This is a genomic window from Bradyrhizobium sp., from assembly GCF_049512235.1.
In the GTDB taxonomy this organism is placed as follows: Bacteria; Pseudomonadota; Alphaproteobacteria; order Rhizobiales; family Xanthobacteraceae; genus Bradyrhizobium.
The window spans coordinates 1-23,262 of record NZ_JBEKXH010000045.1 but is presented as its reverse complement, the minus strand read 5'-3'; the positions used below and the strand labels follow the sequence as shown (position 1 = coordinate 23,262).

23 protein-coding genes are annotated in these 23,262 nt (G+C 63.1%); 15 read left to right on the top strand and 8 right to left on the bottom strand.

Going from position 1 to position 23,262, the window contains the following annotated elements; translation table 11 throughout:
• The 6 genes from ureC to ABSG20_RS06620 form a co-directional block, all read left to right on the top strand.
• Positions 1-1,438: urease subunit alpha (gene ureC, locus ABSG20_RS06645; RefSeq protein ID WP_423863706.1), on the top strand; the 1,438-nt coding region annotated here is incomplete at its 5' end.
• Positions 1,439-1,488: 50 nt separating this feature from the next.
• The gene (locus tag ABSG20_RS06640; RefSeq protein ID WP_423863705.1) at positions 1,489-1,788 is read left to right on the top strand and encodes a putative quinol monooxygenase; all 300 of its coding nucleotides are present in this window, start codon (positions 1,489-1,491) and stop codon (positions 1,786-1,788) included.
• A gap of 65 nt (positions 1,789-1,853) precedes the next feature.
• Positions 1,854-2,441 carry an urease accessory protein UreE gene (locus ABSG20_RS06635; protein ID WP_423863704.1) on the top strand — a complete coding sequence of 196 codons (588 nt, stop codon included), beginning with the start codon at positions 1,854-1,856 and terminating at the stop codon, positions 2,439-2,441.
• Between the two features lie 121 nt (positions 2,442-2,562).
• A complete protein-coding gene (locus ABSG20_RS06630; protein WP_423863707.1) occupies positions 2,563-3,216 on the top strand; it encodes an urease accessory protein UreF in 654 nt (217 codons plus the stop codon).
• A 79-nt stretch (positions 3,217-3,295) separates the two neighbouring features.
• Positions 3,296-3,934, top strand: coding sequence for an urease accessory protein UreG (ureG, locus tag ABSG20_RS06625; RefSeq protein WP_423863703.1), 639 nt, complete (start codon positions 3,296-3,298; stop codon positions 3,932-3,934).
• A 302-nt stretch (positions 3,935-4,236) separates the two neighbouring features.
• Positions 4,237-5,895 carry a CHASE domain-containing protein gene (locus ABSG20_RS06620; protein ID WP_423863702.1) on the top strand — a complete coding sequence of 553 codons (1,659 nt, stop codon included), beginning with the start codon at positions 4,237-4,239 and terminating at the stop codon, positions 5,893-5,895.
• An 8-nt stretch (positions 5,896-5,903) separates the two neighbouring features.
• On the opposite strand, the gene ABSG20_RS06615 is transcribed toward ABSG20_RS06620, so the two are convergent.
• Entirely contained in the window at positions 5,904-6,452 is a 549-nt protein-coding gene (locus tag ABSG20_RS06615) for a sigma-70 family RNA polymerase sigma factor (RefSeq protein WP_423863701.1), read from the bottom strand.
• The gene (locus ABSG20_RS06610; protein WP_423863700.1) at positions 6,452-6,658 is read right to left on the bottom strand and encodes a NepR family anti-sigma factor; all 207 of its coding nucleotides are present in this window, start codon (positions 6,656-6,658) and stop codon (positions 6,452-6,454) included. Before ABSG20_RS06610 ends, ABSG20_RS06615 begins: the two co-directional genes overlap by 1 nt.
• A gap of 223 nt (positions 6,659-6,881) precedes the next feature.
• On the opposite strand from ABSG20_RS06610, the gene ABSG20_RS06605 reads away from it, so the two are divergent.
• Together ABSG20_RS06605 and ABSG20_RS06600 are read left to right on the top strand one after the other, a co-directional pair.
• Positions 6,882-7,688, top strand: a complete 807-nt coding sequence (locus tag ABSG20_RS06605) for a response regulator (RefSeq protein WP_423863699.1) — start codon at positions 6,882-6,884, stop codon at positions 7,686-7,688.
• A 326-nt stretch (positions 7,689-8,014) separates the two neighbouring features.
• Positions 8,015-8,401 carry a hypothetical protein gene (locus ABSG20_RS06600; RefSeq protein WP_423863698.1) on the top strand — a complete coding sequence of 129 codons (387 nt, stop codon included), beginning with the start codon at positions 8,015-8,017 and terminating at the stop codon, positions 8,399-8,401.
• Between the two features lie 73 nt (positions 8,402-8,474).
• Here ABSG20_RS06600 and ABSG20_RS06595 read toward each other — a convergent pair whose 3' ends face one another.
• The 3 genes from ABSG20_RS06595 to ABSG20_RS06585 all read right to left on the bottom strand — a co-directional run bounded on the left by ABSG20_RS06595 (position 8,475) and on the right by ABSG20_RS06585 (position 10,694).
• Positions 8,475-8,918, bottom strand: a complete 444-nt coding sequence (locus ABSG20_RS06595) for a hypothetical protein (protein ID WP_423863697.1) — start codon at positions 8,916-8,918, stop codon at positions 8,475-8,477.
• Between the two features lie 108 nt (positions 8,919-9,026).
• Positions 9,027-9,398: an ElaB/YgaM/YqjD family protein gene (locus tag ABSG20_RS06590; protein WP_423863696.1), complete on the bottom strand. Its 372-nt coding sequence runs from the start codon at positions 9,396-9,398 to the stop codon at positions 9,027-9,029.
• Between the two features lie 177 nt (positions 9,399-9,575).
• Entirely contained in the window at positions 9,576-10,694 is a 1,119-nt protein-coding gene (locus ABSG20_RS06585; RefSeq protein ID WP_423863695.1) for an AI-2E family transporter, read from the bottom strand.
• Positions 10,695-10,928: 234 nt separating this feature from the next.
• Between ABSG20_RS06585 and ABSG20_RS06580 the strand changes: the two genes are divergently transcribed.
• The 3 genes from ABSG20_RS06580 to ABSG20_RS06570 all read left to right on the top strand — a co-directional run bounded on the left by ABSG20_RS06580 (position 10,929) and on the right by ABSG20_RS06570 (position 12,862).
• A complete protein-coding gene (locus ABSG20_RS06580; RefSeq protein WP_423863694.1) occupies positions 10,929-11,741 on the top strand; it encodes a L,D-transpeptidase in 813 nt (270 codons plus the stop codon).
• A gap of 41 nt (positions 11,742-11,782) precedes the next feature.
• The gene (locus tag ABSG20_RS06575) at positions 11,783-12,445 is read left to right on the top strand and encodes a DUF2865 domain-containing protein (RefSeq protein WP_423863693.1); all 663 of its coding nucleotides are present in this window, start codon (positions 11,783-11,785) and stop codon (positions 12,443-12,445) included.
• Positions 12,446-12,706: 261 nt separating this feature from the next.
• Positions 12,707-12,862, top strand: a complete 156-nt coding sequence (locus ABSG20_RS06570) for a Thivi_2564 family membrane protein (RefSeq protein WP_327569772.1) — start codon at positions 12,707-12,709, stop codon at positions 12,860-12,862.
• 137 nt (positions 12,863-12,999) lie between these two features.
• Here ABSG20_RS06570 and ABSG20_RS06565 read toward each other — a convergent pair whose 3' ends face one another.
• The 3 genes from ABSG20_RS06565 to cysD form a co-directional block, all read right to left on the bottom strand.
• Entirely contained in the window at positions 13,000-15,162 is a 2,163-nt protein-coding gene (locus ABSG20_RS06565) for a malate synthase G (protein WP_423863692.1), read from the bottom strand.
• Between the two features lie 1,162 nt (positions 15,163-16,324).
• Positions 16,325-18,241, bottom strand: coding sequence for an adenylyl-sulfate kinase (gene cysC, locus ABSG20_RS06560; protein WP_423863691.1), 1,917 nt, complete (start codon positions 18,239-18,241; stop codon positions 16,325-16,327).
• A 27-nt stretch (positions 18,242-18,268) separates the two neighbouring features.
• A complete protein-coding gene (gene cysD, locus ABSG20_RS06555; protein ID WP_423863690.1) occupies positions 18,269-19,063 on the bottom strand; it encodes a sulfate adenylyltransferase subunit CysD in 795 nt (264 codons plus the stop codon).
• A 257-nt stretch (positions 19,064-19,320) separates the two neighbouring features.
• Here cysD and cysG point away from each other — a divergent pair, with 257 nt between their 5' ends.
• Genes cysG through ABSG20_RS06535 form a run of 4 tightly spaced genes read left to right on the top strand, consistent with a single transcriptional unit; the run spans position 19,321 to position 23,236 of the window.
• On the top strand, positions 19,321-20,757 hold the full coding sequence (gene cysG, locus ABSG20_RS06550) for a siroheme synthase CysG (RefSeq protein ID WP_423863689.1): 1,437 nt from the start codon (positions 19,321-19,323) through the stop codon (positions 20,755-20,757).
• The gene (locus ABSG20_RS06545; RefSeq protein WP_423863688.1) at positions 20,754-21,068 is read left to right on the top strand and encodes a DUF2849 domain-containing protein; all 315 of its coding nucleotides are present in this window, start codon (positions 20,754-20,756) and stop codon (positions 21,066-21,068) included. Before cysG ends, ABSG20_RS06545 begins: the two co-directional genes overlap by 4 nt.
• A gap of 10 nt (positions 21,069-21,078) precedes the next feature.
• A complete protein-coding gene (locus ABSG20_RS06540; protein WP_423863687.1) occupies positions 21,079-22,734 on the top strand; it encodes a nitrite/sulfite reductase in 1,656 nt (551 codons plus the stop codon).
• A complete protein-coding gene (locus ABSG20_RS06535; protein ID WP_423863686.1) occupies positions 22,721-23,236 on the top strand; it encodes a DUF934 domain-containing protein in 516 nt (171 codons plus the stop codon). The genes ABSG20_RS06540 and ABSG20_RS06535 overlap by 14 nt, the downstream gene beginning before the upstream one ends.
• The last annotated feature ends 26 nt before the right edge of the window (positions 23,237-23,262 follow it).

Here is a 23,262-nt window from a genome sequence, read left to right as displayed (position 1 = left end):
CGGAAAAATCTCCGCCATCGGCAAGGCGGGCAATCCCGACATCCAGCCCGGCGTCACCATCATTGTCGGGCCCGGCACCGACGTCATCGCCGGCGAAGGCAATATCATCACCGCCGGCGGCTTCGACAGCCACATCCATTTCATCTCGCCGCAGCAGATCGACGATGCGCTGATGTCGGGCGTCACGTCGCTGCTCGGCGGCGGCACCGGCCCCTCGCATGGCACCTTCGCCACCACCTGCACGCCCGGTCCGTGGCACATCGCCCGCATGATTCAGTCGTTCGATGCCTTCCCGATCAATCTCGGCATTTCCGGCAAGGGCAACGCCTCGCGGCCCGCGGCGCTCGAGGAAATGATCAAGGCCGGCGCCTGCGCGCTGAAGCTGCACGAGGACTGGGGCACCACGCCCGCCGCAATCGACAATTGCTTGTCGGTCGCCGACGATTACGACGTCCAGGTGATGATCCATTCCGACACGCTGAATGAATCGGGTTTTGTCGAGGACACCGTCAAGGCGTTCAAGGGCCGCACCATCCACGCCTTCCATACCGAAGGCGCCGGCGGCGGCCATGCGCCGGATATCATCAAGATCGCCGGATTGAAGAACGTGTTGCCGTCTTCGACCAATCCGACGCGCCCCTTTACCCGCAACACCATCGACGAGCACCTGGACATGCTGATGGTGTGTCACCACCTCGATCCGTCGATTGCGGAAGATCTCGCCTTTGCCGAGAGCCGCATCCGCAAGGAGACCATTGCGGCTGAAGACATCTTGCATGACCTTGGCGCGCTCTCGATGATGTCGTCGGATTCGCAGGCCATGGGCCGGCTCGGCGAAGTCATCATCCGCACCTGGCAGACCGCCGACAAGATGAAGAAGCAGCGCGGGCAGCTCGCCCAGGACAGCGGCCGTAACGACAATTTCCGGGTCAAGCGCTACATCGCCAAATACACCATCAACCCCGCGATCGCGCACGGCGTGTCGAAATTGATCGGGTCGGTGGAAAAGGGCAAGCTCGCCGATCTCGTGCTGTGGTCACCGGCTTTCTTCGGCGTCAAGCCCGAATGCATCATCAAGGGCGGCTCCATTGTCGCCGCCCCGATGGGCGATCCCAACGCCTCCATACCGACGCCGCAGCCGGTGCATTATCAGCCGATGTTCGCGAGCTTCGGCAAGTCGCTGACCGCCTCCTCGGTGGTGTTTTCGTCGCAGGCGGCGGTGGCGTCGGGGCTGGCCAGGAAGCTCGGCATCGACAAGAAGCTTTATGCGGTTGAAAACACCCGCGGCGGCATCTCCAAGAAGAGCATGATTCACAACGGCGCCACGCCCAGGATCGAGGTCGATCCGGAAACCTACGAGGTGCGCGCCGATGGCGAATTGCTGACCTGCGCGCCCGCCGAGGTGCTGCCCATGGCGCAGCGCTATTTCATGTTCTAAGGTTGCTCCCGGCACCCAACGCCTTAAGAGACAAAGACCGGGAGGATCTCGTGATTTACGTTGTTGCCACACTGACCGTGAAGCCCGAAGCGCGCGCCGAGTTGATTGCCGGCGCAACCGCCTGCATCAAGGAGACCCGCAAGGAGGCCGGCAATATCGCCTATGACCTGCATGAAAGCGTCACCGATCCGACCAGGATGGTGTTCGTCGAACAGTGGGAAAACGCCGAGGCACTGGTTCCGCACCGCGCCACCGAGCATATGAAAACGTTTGGCCGGATCGCCGTGAAATGCATGGCGGCGCCGCCCAGGATCGAGATCATCACGCCCGCCCAGGTCGACGTCCGCTGACGACCGGGGGACCTCGTTCATGATCATCAGCGACGGCAAGGTTGAGAAGCTGTGAGCATTTCCACATGATCCGGGCAACGCAGGTTCGCACCTCGCATCGCTGGACTGAGGCGCCGGCCGATACGGTCGTGCTCGATTTCGACGATCGGCACCGGCGGCGGACGGCGATGACGGGCACGCGCGGCCTTGCGTTTCTGCTTGATCTGGAAAATGTAATCGTGCTGCGAGGCGGGGACGCACTGGTGCTTGACGACGGCCGGCTGATCGAGGTGGTTGCCGCGCCGGAGCCGCTGGCGGAGATCCGCTGCAACGACCTGCACCATCTGGTTCGGATCGCCTGGCATCTCGGCAACCGCCATCTGCCCACGCAGGTCACGCCCAAGGGCCTGCGGATCCGGCGCGATCACGTCATTGAGGCGATGGTCAGCGGGCTCGGCGCCCGCGTCATCGAGATCGACGCGCCGTTCGATCCGGAAGGTGGCGCCTACGCCTCTGGCGCTGCCCACGCGCCGCAAAGCGCCGCGCACGCTGTGCATGATCACTCCTCGCGCCATGATGGCGATCACCGTCATCACCATGACGATCATCACCATGACGAGCATTGCGAGCATGACCATCTTCACGGCGATTCCCATGCTCATGACCACAGGTAGGGCGCCGGCTCGGCCACGACGAGGCGCTTCGGCGCCGATAGATACCGTTAGCGCGGTCGCACCGCCGACCGGGGATCGGGACGGTATCGGGGATAGCGAGGCGGCGGCACAGTACCGGCTGATGACCTGGCTCTCGCCGGCCTTTCCTGTCGGTGCGTTCTCCTATTCCAGCGGCATCGAGTGGGCGGTGGAAGCCGGCGACATCGGCGATGCCGCCTCCTTGCGGGACTGGCTTGAATCGATGCTCGCGGATGGACCTGGATTTTGCGACGGGGTGTTTCTGGCGCATGCCCACCGGGCCGTGTCATCGCCGGAGAAGGCAGGTTTGCGCGATGTCGCGGAACTGGCGGCAGCGTTCGTGCCCTCGCGCGAGCGTCAGCTCGAAACCTCGGCGCAGGGACGCGCGTTCATCGAGATCGCGCGCGCCGCATGGAATTGCAACGGGCTCGATCAAATGGTTTCCTGCTGCGACGGTATCATCGTCTACCCGGTCGCGGTCGGTGTGGTCAGCGCCGTTCATGGACTGCCGCTGGTGCCGACTATGCACGCATTTTTCCATGCGTTGACGTCGAACTGGATCTCGGCCGGCGCGCGGCTGATCCCGCTCGGGCAAACCGACAGCCAGCGGGTACTGGCGTTGCTGGAACCCGCCGTGGCAGCGACCATAAAGCGGGCACTGGGGGCATCGCTTGACGATCTCGGCAGCGCGACCTTTCGCGCCGACCTCGCCAGCCTGCGGCACGAAACCCAATACACCAGGCTGTTCAGATCATGATGCGCGCGGCCACTAAGTATCAACGTGTCGTCCTGGCGAACGCCGGGACGACATCGCATCGAAGGAAAGAGCGTCCGAAATGGCTAGCTTGAACGGCCCGCTTCGCATCGGCATCGGTGGCCCGGTCGGATCGGGAAAGACCGCGTTGATGGACCTGCTCTGCAAGGCGATGCGGGAGCGCTATGACATCGCCGCGATCACCAACGACATTTATACCAAATGGGATGCCGAATTTCTGGTCCGCTCGGGCTCGCTGACGCCCGATCGCATTGCAGGCGTCGAGACCGGCGGCTGCCCGCATACGGCGATTCGCGAGGACGCCTCGATGAATCTCGCCGCGGTCGCCGACATGCGTGCAAAATTTCCTGATCTCGATGTGGTGCTGATCGAATCCGGCGGTGACAATCTCGCCGCCACTTTCTCGCCCGAGCTCGCCGATCTCACGATTTACGTGATCGACGTCGCGGCCGGCGACAAGATTCCCTCGAAAGGGGGCCCCGGAATTACCCGATCGGATCTTCTCGTCATCAACAAGATTGACCTCGCGCCTCATGTCGGTGCGTCGCTTCAGAAGATGGACACCGACGCAAGGCGGATGCGCGGCGAGCGGCCGTTCGTCATGACCAATCTCCGCAAAAGCGAAGGCCTCGACCGCATCATCGGCTTTATTGAGACCAAGGGCGGACTCAGCCCGCACCCGCAAGTAAAAGTCGGCTGACCGGAGCCGTTCACACTTTAACACTTTTTGCTCCGATCCCGCCAGATTGGAGCCGCGTCAAGCTTTTCGCATTTTCGCCGGAACAATTTCCTCTCATGGAAATTAACATTGCTTGGCCTGTGTCAGCTCAACGCTGAAGGCTCTCGCTGTCCTCTTCGCCAACTACCGTTGCCTAGCAATGATCGCTGCTGCACTATATCAGACCACTGGTTTTCATTCTGTGTTGGTTTGTTGCCGCCCCGGCTGCAGACGGATGTCTCTTCACCAACTCCTCTTTTTTCTCCTGATTCTCGAGTAAGCGAGTGGTTCGGCTGGGTTTCATCATCGGCTTCATCGCACTTGTCGGGGCTCTGCTTTCCGGTCTGGCGGCTTATCGCGTCCAGCAACAGGAGCTGATCGTCGACGGTATCGCGCTGGCGCGCGCCATCGACGTTCACGCCAGCCTGGTGCAGGATCGGCTGACAGAGCGCGAACTGCTTGCCCGCGTTGCATCGGGCCTGTTCCACACGCCTTCGGTGATCAAGGCCAACATGCTGCAACCACTGCGGGCTTCGATCTATGCCTTCAAAACCGATTTCGTGGTCGCAGGCTGGATTGCGCGGCTCAAGCCCGGCGAACTTGAAGCCGCGCGCTCGGAACTTGTCAGCGCGGGATTTCCGGATCCGACGATCCGGGATTTCGATGATGCGCCGTTCGATACGCGGTCGCTTGACCAGCCGATCGATGTCTTGATGGACGTCGAGCCACGCAACGCAGATACCACGGGTTTCGCGGGCCGCGCGTTCGATAAGCACCCGATCCTGGGCGCGATGCTGGCGCGGGCTATGGCCGAAGGCAAGCCGGTAGCGTCCGATCCACTGCCGCTGCTGCGACCCGACGGGCCGATCGGCCTCGTGCTGGCCGCGCCTGTGCTGCAGGAGGGCGAGGCCTCACCGGCAGGTTTCGTGACATTTTCCTACGAACTGGCGCCGCTGATGCTGGTGAATGACGATCTCTCATTGTTCTCCGTGGTGCTGAGAGATCCGCGCCACCCCGACGAAGAGCTGATAGCGGATCATCAGGGGCAGGTCGCTACGCGGACGGTTTCACCAAACGGCCCGACACCATCGATGACGAGAACGGTGACATTCGGAGGCCGCGACTGGTCGCTCGGCTATTACGCCAGGACCGACACCGCGATACGCGCCCAGCAGACGGCGGCGATGGTGGCGGCCATCGGGCTGGCGCTGACCGCCATTATCTGCGGGCTGTTCGGATATGTCGCGTATAATAACCTGCGGCTCAGCCGTGAAATCCAGGTTCGGATCGGCTTCGAACGCCGGCTGACCGCGGTCATCGACGAACTCAATCACCGGGTCAAGAACATCCTCGCCGTGATCCAGTCGATCGTGACACGCACGCTGCGCCACGGCTCCGATATCGATGTCGCCCGGGAACTGCTGATCGGCCGGATTCATGCGATGTCGAACGTGGTCTCGCTGCTGAGCGAGAGCCAGTGGCAGGGCGTGAAACTGAAAGGGCTGTTTGAAGCGCGCTCAATTCCCCACGCCGAGCGTATCGCGGTCAGCGGTCCCGATATCACCGTCAGCGCGCGGGCCGCGCAAAGCCTGTCGCTGTTGTTCTTCGAACTGGCGTCGCATGCCGACGAGGGGCTGTCGCTGGTCGGCAAGCACCCGAACATCGTCGCACAGTGGGAGGTGATCGGGGAGGATCACGACATTACGTTCCATTTTCGCTGGGAGGAATTCAATACCAGCGAGGCGACGCGACGCCCCGACAGCGATTTCGGCCTCATCCTGCTCGATCGCGTCGCGCCTGAGGCGCTTGGCGGGGTGTCGAAGCGATATTTCACCGACGTCAGTTATGTGTACGAACTCACCGCGCCGATGGAGACCGTCGTCGATGTGACGGAAAGGGACCGCACCGGACAACTATCCGCTCCACCGCGACCGATGCGGTAGAAGCTGTCTTATCCACCGCTGCCGCCGATCACGGCGCGTACCGTTTCATCGGGGCCGAAATCCTCGGCGCCATCGACGTAGAGCAGGGCACCGAGCTTCGATCGTGCCCGGTTGACCCGGCTCTTGATGGTGCCGACCGCACAGCCGCAGATCGCCGCGGCGTCCTCGTAGGAGAAGCCGGAAGCGCCGACCAGGATCAGCGCTTCACGCTGGTCCTGGGGAAGCTTGTCAAGCGCCGCGCGGAATTCCTCGAATTCGAGATGCGCCTGCTGGGCTGGCTGGGTTTTGAGCGTCTTGGCATAGCTGCCCTCGGCATCCTCCACCTCACGCCGCCGCTTGCGGTAATCGGAGCGGAACAGGTTGCGCAGGATCGTGAACAGCCATGCCGGTAGATTCGAGCCGGGTTGAAAGGAATCGATATTGGCGAGCGCGCGCAGCAATGTTTCCTGCACCAGATCGTCGGCGCGATCCCCGTTGCCGCTGAGCGAGATGGCGAACGCGCGCAGGCTGGGCACCGCCGCCAGAATATCCTCGCGTAGCGAATCCGTGAGAGGCATTATTCCCTCCCCCCTTCTGAGCCGCCCGTGTTTTCCACTTGGGGATCAGCCTCGGGTATATCAAGTCTGCGGATCAGCTCGGCAAAGCGGTCCGGGACGCCCTGCCTCACAACATCGTCATACATCGCACGGAGCTGGTGGCCGATTCTTGCCTGGATCTCGGCGTTCAGGCCGCCCGGCTTGCCTTGAGACTTCACATCTTTCATGACCTTTTTCCGCGCTCCCCCTAGAACTAGATCCCCTGCGGCTTCAGGAATAAACTCTTGATTCCAGAGGCTTTGCCGGCATCTCCACGGGGGCTAATTCGAATCCGGCTGAAAAGTTCCGCAGCGGAGGGAACTTTTGTCCGGCTCGGGCGTAATTACCGGCGCCAGGGGACACGGGTCACCCCGCAGGGATGGTTTGGCCCAAGACAAAGATGGAGTGGGGATGACCCGATCACAGCTTGTTGCTGAGCATTTACCGCTGCTACGCCGCTATGCCCGTGCGTTGACGGGAAACCAGGCGTCGGGCGATGCCTATGTTGGGGCCATGCTTGAGGCCCTGCTCCAGGATCCCTCCCTGCTCGATGAGCAGCACGGGCCGCGGGCCGGACTGTTCCGGCTGTTCACCCAGATCTGGAATTCGGTGTCGATCAACGACGATGCCGACGTGGCGGCGCTGCCGCTGCCCTCGGAGCGACGGCTTTCGAACATTACGCCGTTGCCGCGCCAGACTTTCCTGCTGCTGTCGCTGGAAGGATTCTCCGAAGAGGAGGTGGCGTTCATTCTTGGCACCGACGTCGCCGAGACCCGCCGGCTCGCCGATACCGCCGGGCGGGAGATGGCGGCGGAAATCGCCACCGATGTGCTGATCATCGAGGACGAGACGTTCATTGCGATGGATCTTGAAAGCCTGGTGAAAAACCTCGGCCACAATGTGATCGGGGTCGCCCGCACCCATTCCGACGCCGTTGCGCTGGCTAAGAACAAGAAGCCGGGGCTGATCCTGGCCGACATCCAACTCGCCGACGGCAGCTCCGGCCTCGAAGCGGTCAACGAACTGTTGGGAACCTTCGAGGTGCCGGTCGTATTCATCACAGCCTATCCCGAACGCTTCCTGACTGGCGAGCGCCCTGAACCGGCGTTTTTGATCTCGAAGCCGTTCCAGCCCGCGATGGTGTCCGCCGTCGCCAGCCAGGCGCTGTTCTTCCAGCGCAATTCCCGCAACCGTGCGCCGCGCGCGGCGGCTTCGTAATACCAAGGCCGGGGCCAATCGCATCGAAGCGGGATCGACGTGGCGGCCGGGCGCCTTGCTGTGCGCGGCATCTTTGAATTGAACAGGGTCGTCCGTTATTGGAAAAAAGTAGGGCGCGGCTGGCATCACCACAGCCGCGCCCTACAGCGCCGGTCAATGGGGCAGGGGGGAATAACCGGCTGCCGGTATGACGCACAGGCCCCTGGAGTCGTTCCAGCCGCCGAAATTTTTTTAACACACGGTTAAGTGATTGTCGGTCCCCGAACCGCGCCGGTGCCCTCGCGTTACCAACAAGACGCCTATCAGGCGATCGGGGCGAGCGGAAAATGTCAAGACTGGCAGCGGGAGTTTTCGGGGCAATCGCCGTTTCGCTGACCTTTGGCGCGGTGCAGTTTGCCTTGGGCCGCGATCTCTCCCCAGGAGCTCATCCGGGCACCCCTGCAGCCGCGGTTAATCGGGCCGCCAAGGCCAATCGTGCGGCCGCTGTCGCTCCGTCGGGCGCCCCTACGCAAACCATCTCGCTTCACCTCAGAGGTTTTACCGATACGTCGGTGCTGGTGCGCATTCCCGTCGCCCAGGCGCGCCGCAGCGGCGCGCTGGCGCCGCCATCGCCGAAGCCCGGAAATGGCCGGTCGACCGTTGCCTGCGAGCCCGTCGTCAGCGTCCTGACCGAGGTCGCCAAGCAGCTCCCGCCCGGACGCTGCGTGACCTGACCTGACTGAGCCGGTCGCGCGGACAATTCGGGGTTGGTTGGAATTGGACGGAAATAGCGTTTGCGCTGAAAGTTCACTCGGCCGGGGCTTCATCGACGGGCGCGCGGCGGCTGGCCAGCAATCCCAGGGCCAGTCCCCCCACGGCCAGGATCGGGATCAGCTTTTTGATGCCGATGGCGCGGATCACCTGGAGGCCTACTGAGACCAGCATGGGGTCAGCGAGCGCGGTATGCACGGCCGATTTCGCGGTCTCCGCCGCGCGAGCGGCGCGGGCTTCGGCCTGATTCTTCTGCAGGATGTAAAAGACGGCCGCGATCAGCGTGACCACAAAGAACACGGCGGCACCGGCTAGGCAAGCCTCTATCAATCCGTAATTCTGCAGCACGAACACGAATGCCGCGGCGCACAGAAATGCTGTCGTGACGAACAAGGCCAGCGCCATCGCTGCCGCCAGCGACGTCAGCCGCAAGGTGGCGCCGGCAGAATTCTTGATATTATCGATGATGCGCTGAAACATCTGCAAGCCTCATTCAACATCATGCTGGCAAGGAGCCCTGACGGCGCGTCTCGCGCCGCCCTTGCGGCTCATGAGAACATAGAGCTGCGGCGGCCATCGCCATCGCGATCAGCGCCGCCACGTCACGCCAATCAGGAAACCGAGGCCGAGCGCCAGCCCCACGGTCGCCAGCGGACGCTGTGCAATGGCATCTTCCAGCGTCTCTCCGATCGAAGATGCCGCGTCCTCTGCGGCCTCCATCATGGCGCTGCCGCGCTCCGACACGTCGCCGACAGCCGAGTCGATATTGGATCGAGCCTGCTTGTAACCGCGGTGCACCTGTTTTTGGGCAGCGCCGGCAAACGTGTTGAGCACGTCGGTAATCTGATCAGTAAGGGCTGAGATATCGTTCTTCACGGCTGCTACATCCTTTTCGAGGCGTTCCTGGGTCGCTTTATCCGTCAGATCTCTCATTCCGATTTCGCCGTCCGTGCTCGACATCAAAAGCTCCCCGAAAACCAGAGTTACGTACCCGCGCAAACGTTTCGCCGCGAGGTAAGTTCCACAGGGCATTCGCCCGGCTTCAGTAAGTTTTCGTATTCCGATCCGAGAGCCGGACCCGCCCTCGGCTCAAGTCCGGGGGCAAGCTCTTGCCGAATGCGCGCTGTCGAACCCCGATCAGCCCGGCGGCAAATGCGGCCTGTCCTCCGGCATCAAATGTTCCTTGAGAATCAGGGCCACGATCAAAAGCGGCGAGGACAGGAAGCCGCCCATCGGTCCCCACAACCAGGTCCAGAACGCCAGCGCCATGAAGACCGCGAGCGCGTTCAGCTCGAGCCGGCGACCGATGATGGTCGGCGTGACAAAATGGCCTTCCAGAAAGGCAACGCCGACAAAAGCCAGCGGGGCGATCAGGCCGGCACCGAGGGTAGAGGACGCGATCACCCCGACCACGACCAGGATCGCGAACATCGCGACCGGGCCGATAATCGGGAAGAAGTTCAAGGTCGCCGCCAGCGCACCCAACCCGGCAGGTTTGGGCATGCCGGTGCCCGCACAGATCATGCCGGTCGCCGTGCCGACGCCAAGATTGATCATCGTCACCGTGAGCAGATAGCCGCCAAGATGCCCTTCGATTTCGTTGAGGATCCGCAAGGTGCGCAGCCGCGCAGCACGATCGCCGAATGTCATGATCAGCGCCCGTCGCAGGTCCGGCCAGCTGGCGATGAACAAGATCAGCGTCGCGAAAAACAGCAGAAATTCGGTGAAGGTCGGCGACAGGAATTCCAGGGTTGGCTGCACCCAGTCGAATTTCGGCATCTGGAACGGCGCGGCGGACAGCGTGCCGGATCCGCCAAGCATGTTCTGCAATTCCTGCCACAGCGCAAGCGGCCGGTCGAACACATGCAGCTTGTCCCGGAGCTGCGATCCCAACTCCGGCAGGCGGGTGGTCCATTGCATCAAGGGGGAAGAGATCAGGCTGACCATCAAGGCGGCGCCGGCGCCAACGGCGGAGACGATCAGCACGGCAGAGACGGCACGGGGAATCCGATAACGTTCAAGCAACGCCGCCGCCGGCGAAAGCATGGTGCCGACCACGAAAGCCCCCACCACCGGAAGAAAGAAGGCCTTCGCGACATAGAGAACGGCAACGATGGAGATTACAAGCAGCCCAACCAAAGCGGACGCGACCACCTCCGCGCGTTTGATGACCGGCGGCAATTCGCTCTTACTGTCGGGCAGCGGCGCTGCTTCCCTTGGGTTGGAAAGCGCAGGTTCTCCGGGAAGGACACGCAACTGGCTTTCCCCCAACACTGCGGCTGACGTGACAGCGAGCCCGACTTAGCGCTGCGTGCCGGGCTCAGCACCCGACAAATCGCCGGGGGTTGACAGAAGTTCCATCGCAAAATCGTGAGCAATCCACGGCTTGACAGCGTCGCTCCTTTTAGTTTGTGGCGGAACTGCGAAGCCTCGGTCGCGTTTGTTCTGCAGTAAGCAGCATCATCGAGATGCGCATCACAGGGGCATATCATGACAAAGACATCCGCAGGCAATCGCAGGTCTCCCTTGCGCGCGAGCGGCGCGCAGGTGTTTGGCGCGGCATTGATGCTGTCGGCGGCCATTTTCTCGAGCCAAGCGAGCGCGCAGGCGCTCGGCTACGCCTCCGCGCCGCAAAGTGCATTTTCCTCCGACAATCTCATGCTGGCGCCCGCCCAGCCCGCGCTGAGCGACGACGGCGACAGCAGTGTGGTGCCCGAGCGGCTGCGGCGCGCCATTGTATCGCTTGATACCAGCGAAGCGGCCGGCACCGTCATCATCGATACCGGCAATACCGCGCTTTATTACGTGCTCGGCCAGGGGCGCGCCATTCGTTACGGCGTCGGCGTCGGCCGCGAGGGTTTTACGTGGTCCGGCGTCCAGACCATCAGCCGCAAGGCGGAATGGCCGGATTGGTATCCGCCGACAGAAATGATCGCGCGCCAGCCCTATCTGCCGCGTTTCATGGCCGGCGGCCCCGGTAATCCGCTGGGTGCGCGCGCCATGTATCTAGGTTCCAGCGAATACCGCATTCATGGCACCAACGATCCCTCGACGATCGGCAAATTCGTCTCCAGCGGATGTATCCGCCTGACCAATGAAGACGTCGCCGACCTGTTCAGTCGCGTCGACATCGGCACCAGGGTCGTGGTGCTGCAGAAGAATGCGCAGCGCCTGCAAGCCGGAGGCACGGAGACAAAGGTGACAATGCCGGTTCGAGCGGTGGCGGCACGGTCGCATCCGGCCGTGACGGCCGTATCCACCAGCCACCAGGCGATGAACCTTTCGGCATCGTCCCTGTACTGAAGTTCAACCTGCTCAAGTTCCACCCGTTTTCGGAGACGACCATGTTCAGGAGATGGCCCGGGCAGGCGGTGTTGGCGGTAGCTGCGGGATCGTGTCTGCTGGCGTTGGCTCCCGCGGCCTACGCCGAAGACTTTCTCTCCGCGCTGTTCGGCGGCGGGTTCGGCGGCGGCCGGCCGCAGGCTCCAGCTGCGATGCCGCTGCCATTTGCCAGCGAGGGCAGTCCCGTTGTTCCGCGGAGCGACGTTCCGCGTCCGCGCGTCAGCTCTTACGGTGGCTCAGAGGCCTTCTGCGTGCGCAGCTGCGACGGTCGCTATTTCCCGGTCGCCGGGTCCGACCATCAGAGCCGGGCGGCTTCATGCAACAGCTTGTGTCCGGCGGGCAAAGCCGTGGTGGTCTATGGCAGCGATATCGACAGGGCTGCAACCGAGAGCGGCAAACCCTATTCCGAATTGCCGAATGCCTTTCGCTATCGTAAAGAGATCGTCGCGGGCTGCAGCTGCAATGGCAAGGACCAATTCGGCCTTGCGCCGGTCAAGATCGAAAACGACCCGACGCTTCGCAAGGGGGATCTGGTCACAGGTGTCGACGGGCTGATGGTCGCCGAACACAGCGCGGACAAACGCGCCGCATCGTTGAATTTCTCGCCGGTCTCTAAATCGGCGCTCGTGCGTTATCAGCACCTGCCGGTCGTGGCGGCCGAGTAGCAAATCACGCCGCGCCGGCCGTCATGCCTTGCGCCCTTTACCCAGAAACCCGGTAACCGGATCGCCCAGTTGCGGACGCTGGGTTCGGGTGCTGCGGGTAATCCTGAGCGGCGGTGCCCTGCTGCTGCACAGCGGCCGCGGTCGTTGTTGCGACTCGTGGGCGGATCGGCGCTTGCCATGCAGGTTCCACGCCTGGAACCCGAAAGCCCCTGGCGCGTTGGAGCGAGGCTGGATTTTCCAGACATTCGGGGGGACATAAAAATGCTGATGGGTGCGCTGGTCACATTCCTCGTCGTGATCCTTATTCTCTATCTGATCAATCTGCTGCCGCTCGATGGCCGCGCCAAACAGATCGCACGGGTCGTCGTGATCATTCTCGGCGTCATTTCGCTGCTGAAATACATCGCGGTCTTTTAGGAGTTTGGCCGGAAGCATGCCTCTTGTCATTGCGGGCATAGCTACCAAGCAATCCAGTTCGCGTTCTCGCGACATGGTGTGTGGAATCGGATCGGCTGCTTGAAAAGCGTGGTGCCCTGAGGCTGCAAAGCGCCAAATCACCCCGCCGCCTTGGCTTCGCGGCGGCGCGCGGTCAGGATGAATTCGGTGTAGCCGTTGGGCTGCTCGCGTCCCTTGAAGATCAGGTCGCTGGCGGCCTTGAAGGCGACCCCGTCGAATCCGGGCGCCATCGGTCGGTACAAGGGATCGTCCTTGTTCTGTCCGTCTACGACCACCGCCATCCGCTTCAGCGATTCCATCACCTGCGCCTCGGTAATGACGCCCTGGTGCAGCCAGTTGGCCAGATGCTGGCTTGATATCCGCAAGGTGGCGCGGTCTTCCATCAGCCCGACGTCATGGATGTCCGGCACCTTGGAGCAGCCGACGCCCTGATCGATCCAGCGCACGACATAGCCAAGAATGCCCTGGCAATTGTTGTCGATCTCCTGCTTGACATCATCGGGCGCCCAGTTCGATTTCGACACCGGGATGGTGAGGATGTCGGACAGTTTTGCGCGCGGGCCCGCCTTGGCGAGCTGCTCTTGCCGCGCCGGCACATTGACCTGATGATAGTGCAGCGCATGCAGCGTCGCCGCGGTCGGTGAAGGCACCCAGGCGGTGGTGGCGCCGGCTTGCGGATGGCCGATTTTTTGCGCCAGCATGTCCGCCATCTTGTCCGGTGCGGCCCACATGCCCTTGCCGATCTGGGCGTGGCCGGGCAGGCCACAGATCAGGCCGATATCGACGTTCCAGTCCTCATAGGCCTTGATCCACGCTTGCGCCTTCATGTCGTTCTTGCGGATCATGGCTCCCGCTTCCATCGAGGTATGAATCTCGTCACCGGTGCGGTCTAGGAAGCCGGTATTGATGAAGCAGATGCGCTTGGAGGCGTTCTGGATGCAGGCCTTGAGGTTGACCGTAGTGCGGCGCTCCTCGTCCATGATGCCGACCTTGATGGTATTTTCGGGCAGCGCCAGCATCTTCTCGACCCGGTCGAACAGCTCGCAGGTCAGCGCCACCTCATCGGGACCGTGCATCTTCGGCTTGACGATATAGACCGAGCCGGTGCGGCTGTTGCGGGTCTTCGCAAAACCCTTGAGATCGTGGATCGCGAGCAGGCCGGCGACGGCGGCGTCGAGCAGGCCTTCCGGAATTTCGGCGCCGCTGCCGTCGAGCACGGCGTCGGTAAACATGTGATGGCCGACATTGCGCATCAACAGCAGGCTGCGGCCGTGCAGCTTGAGTTCTTTTCCATTTGGGGTCGTGTAGACGCGGTCGGGGTTGAGCGCGCGCGTCAGGGTCTTGCCGCCCTTTTCGAAATCGGCCGTCAAGGTGCCGTTCATCAGGCCGAGCGTATTGCGATAGATCAGCACCTTGTCCTCGGCATCGACCGCCGCGACGCTGTCTTCCATGTCGAGGATGGTGGAGACCGCCGATTCCAGGATCATGTCGGCGACCCCTGCCGGGTCGTCCTTGCCGATGAGGTGGCTGCGATCGATCCTGATCTCGATATGCATGCCGTTATTGACCAGGAGGACCGCGCTGGGGGCCGACGGATCGCCCTGGAAGCCTGCGAACTGCGCGTTCGATTTCAGCGCGGTGGCGTTGCCGCTCTTCAGCTTGACCGCGAGCTGGCCGGCGATCACGCCGTAGGAGGTCACATCGGTGTGGCTGCCGGTCGCCAGCGGTACGGCGGAATCGAGAAAGGCTTTTGCCTTGGCGATCACCTTGTCGCCCCGGGCTTTGTTGTAGCCCTTGCCGGTCTCGGTGGGATCATGCGGAATAGCGTCGGTGCCGTAGAAGGCATCGTACAGGCTGCCCCAGCGGGCGTTGGCGGCGTTGAGCGCATAGCGCGCATTGGTCAGCGGCACCACCAGCTGAGGTCCGCAGATTTTTCCGATCTCTTCGTCGACAGGGGCGGTCTCGACCTTGTGGGTCGCCGGCTCGGGCAGCAGGTAGCCGATCTCCTTCAGGAAGGCGGTGTAGGCGTTGAGGTCGAACGGCTTGCCCTTGTGGGCGCGGTGCCAGTCGTCGATTTTTGCTTGCAGGGTGTCGCGGACGGCGAGCAGCTCTTTGTTCCGCGGCGTCAGATCGCGCAGGATGGCGGCGAGCCCGGCCCAGAAGCTGTCCGGCGCAATCCCGGTATTGGGCGTGGCCTCCTTTTCGATGAAATCGAACAGGACGGGGGCGATCTTCAAGCCGTGGGCGTCGATACGGGTCATTGGGGGCTTTCTCAGCGAAAGGCGCTCGAAAAACTACCTTCCGGTGGGTTGGAAGCAGCAAAAAGCGCGCCAAACGGCCGCGCTGGCGGGCCCTTTTAGCGCCAAAGCCGGGGGGCTGAGAAGGGTCCGGAGGCGGTAATTTCGGACGCGGCCAAGCTGGGCGCCAGAAACTACCCATAGATTCTGCTGACGAACCAAAAAAGATACCGCACGCGGATCGATTTTGGGATCCGTTCACCGTGCGCCAAACAATCAAAAGTTGTGCTACCTTACCCCATTTATCTAGCCAAATCCAGCCAAAGGACTGCGTTGAAGATGGCATCGCGGGAAAGAAAGTCGGGGTAGGATGCGTGGCCGGATAAGCGAAGCGACACCCGGAATTTCCTCTGCTCATTCACCGCGCTTTTCCTACGAGCTCCATTTCGTCCCGCCGGCTATGAGCCTTCATCCGCTGTCGGCTTCCACGATCGAAGCCGTTCCGGAAACCGCGGGACGTTACATCGTTACATCGGTTCGCGAGCGGATCGAGATATTGATTCGATGACGGGCGGGTTATCGTGAGACTGGCCGCAGCCTGCCGTGCCGCAGTATCGACGATGTCCGGCCTCGTGGTTGAAACGGCGTGTATGTCGGCAGCAGACTTAACGCGGCATCCGGGAAGGCGCCCTCTGAAATGCCAGTCTTACAGCCGTATCGGGAAAACCCGCCGTACGGAATGATAGGGGGGGTCGAGGAACCGTCGGCATCATCAGAAGCCTGGTCCGCGCCTCGATCCCACCCGACCGCGCTGATTTGCCCGACATGTCGAATGTTTTCACGGGATTCGGTCAAGGCATCCATGCCGGCGCCGCCATGTTACTTTGCATGGGGTTGTTTTCGATATTTTGGTGGGGAGCGAGCACCGCGTCGGCTTTGCGGATGTCTTTCGCGCGATGGGCGTCGAGGTGCGCGTACGAAAAAGTTAGATCCGCGCCCGTGCGAGGTTCGCGTCATGTGATGCCGGGCGCGCACGTCTCGGGCGCATCGCCAAATCGGACGACGCAACGGCGCGTCTCAATGGTCTTGATTGTGTCGCAGAAAGAGAGACGTGGATGGCCGGGACAAGGCCCGGCCATGACGACAAAAACAACTTCGGGAGGGTTGTACCGAAGCTCGCAACGCTTCAGATATTCGCCGCGAGGTCGGCCAGTTCCTGGAACAGCACGCCTGACCGGGCCAGCATCCGCTCAATCTCGTCGGTGGCATCCGTGACCGGGCGTGTCGAGGTGTCGATCGTCAACTCGCAATCCGCCGGCGGCTGGTAGTCGTTGCCGATGCCGGTGAAGCCGTGCAGGGCGCCGGCGCGCGCCTTGGCGTAATGGCCCTTGGGATCGCGGCCTTCGCACACCTCAGCCGGCGTGGCGACATAGACTTCGCGGAAAAAAGCGTCGGCGATGCGGCGCGCCGCGGCACGATCTTCCCGGGAAGGCGAGACCGCGGCGACGATGGCGATGTGCCCGTTGCGCGCGAGATGGGCGGCAACCTCCGCCAGCCGGCGGATGTTTTCGCTGCGATCGGCCGCGGAAAAGCCGAGATCGCCGTTGAGGCCGGCGCGCAGGGTGTCGCCGTCCAGCAGGATCGGCGAGCCGTCATTGCTGAACAATCTGCGTTCCAGCGCGCGCGCCAGCGTCGATTTTCCGGAACCCGGCAAGCCCGTCAGCCAGACCACCGCGCCGCCGTGGCGATAACGCGCCGAGCGCTCGTCGGGACGCAGCGCGGATTCCACCGGCACGATATCGACGGGAACGGCGCGTTGTCCGGCATCGACCGACATCACGAGGCCGCCGCCGGCAATCCGGCCATTGACCTCGATCACCAGACGCCCGGTGCGCGGATTGTCGGTATAGGGATCGGCAGCCAGCGGCTGCGCCAGCGACAGGTCAATCTCGCCGACGTGATTGCGCGCGATCGATTTCGTCACGACGCTCGAGAGTTCGCCGGGATCGACCGCTTTCTCGATGGCGACCACGGTGGCGCGGGTTTCCCGCGTGCCGAGCCGGACCAGCAGCGAGGCACCCACGGCCAGCGGTGCGTCGTGCAGCCAGAAAATGCGCGCGCGAATCCTCCTTGTGTCGCGCGGGGCCGCGCCGACATGGGCAATCACGTCGCCGCGTTCGATGAAGAGTTCGCGGTCGAGCGTGATGCCGACCGACCTGCCCGCGGTTTGCGCCGACGTGACCGGCGTGGCCGGCCAACCCTCAACGCTCCTGATCCTGGCAATCTTGCCCGCCGGCATGATCACAATCTCGTCGCCGGCGGCGAGGCTGCCCGACTCGATGCGGCCTGCGACAATGCGGCGGTCGTCGAATTTGTAGATCGCCTGCACCGGCAGGCGCAACGCTAGCTGCTGCAGCGGCAGCGCCGGCTCCAGCGCATCGAGCGCTTGCACCACCGTCGGTCCATCATACCAGCCGATCCGCGGCGTGCGCTCGGCCACGCCGTCGCCGTCGCGCGCGGAAATCGGAATGATCGCCGACGGCGTCACGCCGAGAGCGACAAGGTGCGCGGATATTTCATCCCTGATCGCTTCGAATCGCGCCGCACTGAAATCGACCCGGTCCATCTTGTTGACGACCACCGCGACCTGTTTGACACCGAGCAGGTGCAGCAGGTAGCCGTGTCGCCTGGTCTGGTCGCGCACGCCCTCCAGCGCGTCGATGATCAGCACCGCGCCGTCCGCCTGCGAGGCGCCGGTGATCATGTTGCGCAGGAATTCGGCGTGGCCGGGTGCGTCGATCAGCACCACGTCGCGCGAGCGCGTGCGAAAGCTGATCTGCGTGGTGTCGATGGTAATGCCCTGGTCGCGCTCGGTCTGCAGCGCATCCAGCAGGAACGACCATTCGAACGGCATGCCGCGCCGGGCGCTGACGGCCTTGAGCATTTCGAGCTTGCCCTCGGGCAGGCTGCCGGTTTCGTGCAACAGCCGGCCGACCAGTGTCGACTTGCCGTGATCGACATGGCCGACGATGACGATGCGCACCTGCGGGCGGGTGGTGCCGTTGGGTGTTGCCGTGAGTGCGGTGGGAACGATCATGTTCATCTGACTACCAAGGTTGGTGCCGCTTCTTCAGAGATAGCCGGCGACACGCAGCCGCTCGAAGGCGTCTTCGGTTTCGTGGTCGAGCGCGCGGCCCGCGCGCTCCGGCACCTTGCTGCCGTCAAGCTCGATCAGGATTTCCGCGATGCTGGAGGCGGTCGAGGCCACCGGATGGGTGATGTCGGCATCGCCCAGCGAGCGATACCGCTTGCCGTCTTTCGCCAGATAAAGCGGGATGATCGGGATGTTCTCGCGCTGGGTGTAGGCCCAGATATCGGCTTCGGTCCAATGCAGGATCGGATGAATGCGCAGGTGCGCGCCCGGCGGCGGCGAGGCGTTGAACTGGTCCCAGAATTCCGGCGGCTGATCGCGCACGTCCCATTCGCCTTCGGTGCCACGCGGCGAGAACACCCGCTCCTTGGCACGCGTCGCCTCTTCGTCGCGGCGAATGCCGGCGATCAGTCCGTCAAAGCCATATTTGCCGAGCGCCAGTTTTAACCCTTCCGTCTTGCGCGCTGCGGAGCGTGCGGCCGGTGGCAGGGTCGGGTCGATGGTCTCCAGCGCTGGACAGGTTTCGATCCTGAGATCGAGCTCCCATTCCTTGCCGTAGCGGTCGCGAAACGCGTACATCTCGGGAAATTTCTTGCCGGTATCGACGTGCAAAGCGGGGAACGGCACCCGGCCGAAAAAGGCCTTGCGCGCCAGCCAGATCATGACGTTGGAATCCTTGCCCAGCGACCACAATAACGCAAGCTTCTTCAGCCGCGCGAAGGCCTCCCTGAAAATGTAGATGCTCTGGGCTTCGAGCGCATCGAGGTGGTCCATCGAGGGTGCAGGCGCAGGAGGGCCATCGGTCGAAATTGGCAGGGTCGGAGATGCCGCCTCCGGGCCGGTCCGATGCGACCGGTCTTTTATTGGTTCGTTGTCGAGAAGATGCATCTCTGGCCCTTGGCTTGAACAGCTGGAAATTCTACAGTTGCACCGCGATAGAGAAGAAATAATTTTCTCTTTGCGGGCGTTGAATGAGACATATATAGAAAATAATTCCAGTCAACCCCACAAGTTGGGGAAGCGAGTCTCGCATGCGATTCCTGCCGGTATTTCTCGATCTGCAAACCGGTCCGGTGCTGCTCGTCGGCGCCGGCGATCTGGCGCGCGCGAAACTGCGGCTGCTGACCGCGGCGGGCGGGCGCGTCCGCTGGTACTCAACCGACGGAGATCATGATCTCGGCGGGTTGGCGGCGCTCGATGCTGCACGAATCGAACTCGCCGAGGGTGATCCGTTAACCGCCGATCTCGGCGGTGTCATTGCGGTGCTTTGTGCCGGCGCCGGCGAGATTGGGCCGGCCATGTCGGCGCGGGCAAAGGCGCTCGGCGTCCCTGTGAACGTGATGGACGAGCTTGCGCTTTCGACCTTCATTTTTCCTGCCATCGTCGATCGCGGCGACGTGGTGGTGGCGGTTGGCACCGGCGGTGCCTCGCCCGTGGTGGCGCGCCGGGTCCGCGAGCGGATCGAGGCGGCGCTGCCGGCGCGGATCGGCGATCTCGCGGCCTTCATCGGCCGCTGGCGCAAGACCATCCACCGCCGCATTCCCGAATTTCAGTTGCGCCGCCGCTTCTGGGAGCGCGTGGTCGATGGCCCGATCGGCGCGCTGGTGCTCGGCGGGCGCGGCGCCGAAGCCGAAGCGGCGCTCCAAGATATTCCCGACCCATCGGCGTTTGCCGGCGCGGCGGCGTCAGGTCGTGCCGAGGGCAGGGTGACGCTGGTCGGCGCCGGTCCGGGCGATCCGGATTTGCTGACTATCAAGGCGCTGCGCGCGTTGCAGGATGCCGACGTCGTGTTTTACGATGAGCTGGTGCCATCGGAAATCCTCGATCGCGCCCGCCGCGATGCGTCGCGCATCGCGGTCGGTCGCCGCGTCGGCAAGCCCGGCATCGGCCAGGACGCGATCAACAAGCTCTTGATCGAGGCGGCGCGGTCGGGACAGCGCGCGGTGCGCCTCAAGGGCGGCGATCCCTTTGTGTTCGGCCGGGGTGGCGAGGAAGTCGAAGCCCTGCGGCAGGCCGGCGTTACCTATTCGGTGGTGCCGGGCATCAGCGCAGGCCTTGGCGCCGCCGCGCAATTCGAGGTGCCGCTGACCTTCCGGCACGAGGCGCTGCGCATCACTTTCCTCACCGCGCACAAGGCGAGAGATGCCGAAACCGTCGACTGGTCTGTTCTGACCGACGTGAAAATGACCGTGGTGGTCTATATGGGGATGACCGCGGCGCCGGCGGTGCGTTCAGGCCTGCTGGCCGCCGGCCGCTCGCCGCAAACGCCGGTCGGCGTTTTCGCGCGCGCGACGCAGGACGATGCCCAGGCCGCCGTTGGAACGCTCGACGAATTGCCGGCGCTGGTCGAAAAAATCGACGGCGGTCCGGCCATCCTCATCATCGGCGATGTGGTCGCGCGTTCCGCGCCCTGGCGCCAATCTCATCTCGCTCAACCAGTCTCATACCTACAGGTCGCCGCCGAATGACATCTCCGCTGCAACAAAAGATCAAAATCACGGGCCCTTCCATGGTCACCGCCAACCGCACCTGGGATGGCGTGGTGATTTATCGTACCGCTGCAAAGGGCTGGTCGACCGATCTGTCGGACGCCGCGATCGTCCGTGCCGCCGACGAAGCCCGCTTGCTGCTGGCCGAGGCGACCGCCGACGATGTCGGCGCGGTCGGCGCCTATATCGCGCCGGTCGAAATCAAGGAATCCGGCCAGATCAAGCCCGGCAACCTGCGCGAACATATCCGGTCCCGCGGTGTCACCATCGAACTTCCGGTCCCGGCGTAGGCATTTTCCGATGTATGCATATGATGAAATCGACCGCACGCTGATCAACGAACGGGTCTGCGAGTTCCGCGATCAGGTGAAGCGACGTCTCGCCGGCGAACTCACCGAGGACGAATTCAAGTCGCTGCGGCTGATGAATGGCGTCTATCTGCAGCTGCACGCTTACATGTTCCGGGTCGCGATCCCCTATGGCACGCTGTCGTCGAAGCAGCTGCGGCGGCTCGCGCATGTGGCGCGGCGTTACGACCGCGGCTACGGGCACTTCACGACCAGGCAGAACATCCAGTTCAACTGGATCAAGCTTGCCGAACTGCCCGACGCGCTGGCCGATCTCGCCGAAGTCGGCATCCATGCGATGCAGACCAGCGGCAACTGCACCCGCAACATCACCTGTGATCAGTGGGCCGGCGTCGCTCCCGGCGAGATCGAGGACCCGCGCATCTGGGCCGAGCTGTTGCGTCAATACTCGACGCTGCACCCGGAATTCTCCTTCCTGCCGCGCAAGTTCAAGTTTGCCATCACCGCATCGGAGCACGACCGCGCCGCGATCAAGGTGCACGACATCGGTTTACGGCTGCACAAAAAAGCTGATGGTGAAACCGGTTTCGAGGTGCTGGTCGGCGGCGGCCTCGGCCGTACCCCGTTCATCGGCAAAACCATAAAACCGTTCCTGCCGGGCCGCGATATCCTGAGTTACGTCGAGGCGATCCTGCGCGTCTACAACCAGTATGGCCGCCGCGACAACATCTATAAGGCCCGCATCAAGATCCTGGTGCACGAGCTCGGTATCGAGAAATTCGCGGCCGAGGTCGAGGACGAATGGCTCAAGATGCGCGACAGCGCGTTGACGCTGGATGAGGCTGACGTCGAGGACATCCGTTCGCGCTTCACCTACCCGGCTTACGAAAAGCTGCCGCATCTGCCGGAAGAATTGAAGCAGGCGGCGCACGATTCCTTGTTCGAGGCATGGCGCAGGAATTCGGTCGCGCCGCACCAGGTGCCGGGCTACGCGATCGTGACGCTGTCGCTGAAGCCGGTCGGCGGACCGCCCGGCGACGCCACCGCCGATCAGATGGATGCGATCGCCGATCTCGCCGACAAATATTCGTTCGGCGAAATCCGCGTCGGTCACGAGCAGAACCTCGCGCTGCCCCATGTCGCGCGGCGCGATCTGCCGGTGCTGTGGAAGGCGCTGGATAAAATCGGCCTCGCCACGCCGAACGTCAATCTCGTGAGCGACATCATCGCCTGCCCGGGCCTGGATTATTGCGCGCTTGCCAATGCGCGCTCGATCCCGATCGCGCAGGAACTGACCCGGCGCTTTTCCAATCACGACACCGCCAATCTGATCGGGCGGCTGCATATCAACATCTCCGGCTGCATCAACGCCTGCGGCCATCATCATGTCGGCCACATCGGCATTCTCGGGGTCGAGAAGAACGGCGAGGAATTCTATCAGATCACGATCGGCGGCCGCGCCGACGAAAACGCGGCGGTCGGCACCTTGATCGGGCCGGCCGTGCCCTACGGCGAAGTCGCCGACGTGGTCGAGGATATCGTCGAGGCCTACCTCGCGCTGCGCGCGCGCCCCGATGAGCTTTTCATCGATACGGTGAAGCGGCTTGGCGTCGAACCTTTCAGGGAGCGTGTCTATGCCACTCGTTAAGAGCGGAAAAATATCAGGCGATGGCTTTGTCCACATCGCCGACGATGCCGAGATTCCCGGCGCTGGCGCAGTGCTGATTTCTGGCGCGCGGTTTCTCGCCAATGCGGAGACGCTGTCGCGCCGCGCCGGGCAAACCGGCGTGATCTGGCCGAACAATCGCGACGTCGATGAACTCGTGCCCTGGATCGACCGGCTCGCGGTCATCGCGTTGGTGTTTCCGAGTTTCCGCGACGGCCGCGCCTACAGCCAGGCGCGGCTGCTGCGGGAGCGCTTTTGCTATCGCGGCGAATTGCGCGCGACCGGCCAGGTGCTGCGCGACCAGTTCGTGTTCATGCTGCGCGCCGGCTTCGATGCATTCGAAGTGAAAAAGCCTGCCGACGCCGAGGCCTTTGCCTCGACCGCCAAGCGCTACTCGGTGTTCTACCAGCCGACCGGCGATGGCCGCATCACGGCGCTGCACCGGCGCATTCAGCTGCGCCATTCGGAAAGTGCCAGCCAGTGAACGCGCTTGCAGATCCGGCGTTGGTC

Coding starts and splice junctions, on each gene's coding strand:
- cysG (WP_423863689.1), top strand. CDS start 19,321: ATGCGATTCCTGCCGGTATTTCTCGATCTGCAAACCGGTCCGGTGCTG.
- ABSG20_RS06595 (WP_423863697.1), bottom strand. CDS start 8,918: ATGTTTCAGCGCATCATCGATAATATCAAGAATTCTGCCGGCGCCACC.
- ABSG20_RS06580 (WP_423863694.1), top strand. CDS start 10,929: ATGACAAAGACATCCGCAGGCAATCGCAGGTCTCCCTTGCGCGCGAGC.
- ABSG20_RS06635 (WP_423863704.1), top strand. CDS start 1,854: ATGATCCGGGCAACGCAGGTTCGCACCTCGCATCGCTGGACTGAGGCG.
- ABSG20_RS06540 (WP_423863687.1), top strand. CDS start 21,079: ATGTATGCATATGATGAAATCGACCGCACGCTGATCAACGAACGGGTC.
- ABSG20_RS06545 (WP_423863688.1), top strand. CDS start 20,754: ATGACATCTCCGCTGCAACAAAAGATCAAAATCACGGGCCCTTCCATG.
- ABSG20_RS06565 (WP_423863692.1), bottom strand. CDS start 15,162: ATGACCCGTATCGACGCCCACGGCTTGAAGATCGCCCCCGTCCTGTTC.
- ABSG20_RS06605 (WP_423863699.1), top strand. CDS start 6,882: ATGACCCGATCACAGCTTGTTGCTGAGCATTTACCGCTGCTACGCCGC.
- ABSG20_RS06570 (WP_327569772.1), top strand. CDS start 12,707: ATGCTGATGGGTGCGCTGGTCACATTCCTCGTCGTGATCCTTATTCTC.
- ureG (WP_423863703.1), top strand. CDS start 3,296: ATGGCTAGCTTGAACGGCCCGCTTCGCATCGGCATCGGTGGCCCGGTC.
- ABSG20_RS06610 (WP_423863700.1), bottom strand. CDS start 6,658: ATGAAAGATGTGAAGTCTCAAGGCAAGCCGGGCGGCCTGAACGCCGAG.
- cysD (WP_423863690.1), bottom strand. CDS start 19,063: ATGGACCACCTCGATGCGCTCGAAGCCCAGAGCATCTACATTTTCAGG.
- ABSG20_RS06590 (WP_423863696.1), bottom strand. CDS start 9,398: ATGTCGAGCACGGACGGCGAAATCGGAATGAGAGATCTGACGGATAAA.
- ABSG20_RS06535 (WP_423863686.1), top strand. CDS start 22,721: ATGCCACTCGTTAAGAGCGGAAAAATATCAGGCGATGGCTTTGTCCAC.
- ABSG20_RS06600 (WP_423863698.1), top strand. CDS start 8,015: ATGTCAAGACTGGCAGCGGGAGTTTTCGGGGCAATCGCCGTTTCGCTG.
- ABSG20_RS06630 (WP_423863707.1), top strand. CDS start 2,563: ATGACCTGGCTCTCGCCGGCCTTTCCTGTCGGTGCGTTCTCCTATTCC.
- cysC (WP_423863691.1), bottom strand. CDS start 18,241: ATGAACATGATCGTTCCCACCGCACTCACGGCAACACCCAACGGCACC.
- ABSG20_RS06575 (WP_423863693.1), top strand. CDS start 11,783: ATGTTCAGGAGATGGCCCGGGCAGGCGGTGTTGGCGGTAGCTGCGGGA.
- ABSG20_RS06615 (WP_423863701.1), bottom strand. CDS start 6,452: ATGCCTCTCACGGATTCGCTACGCGAGGATATTCTGGCGGCGGTGCCC.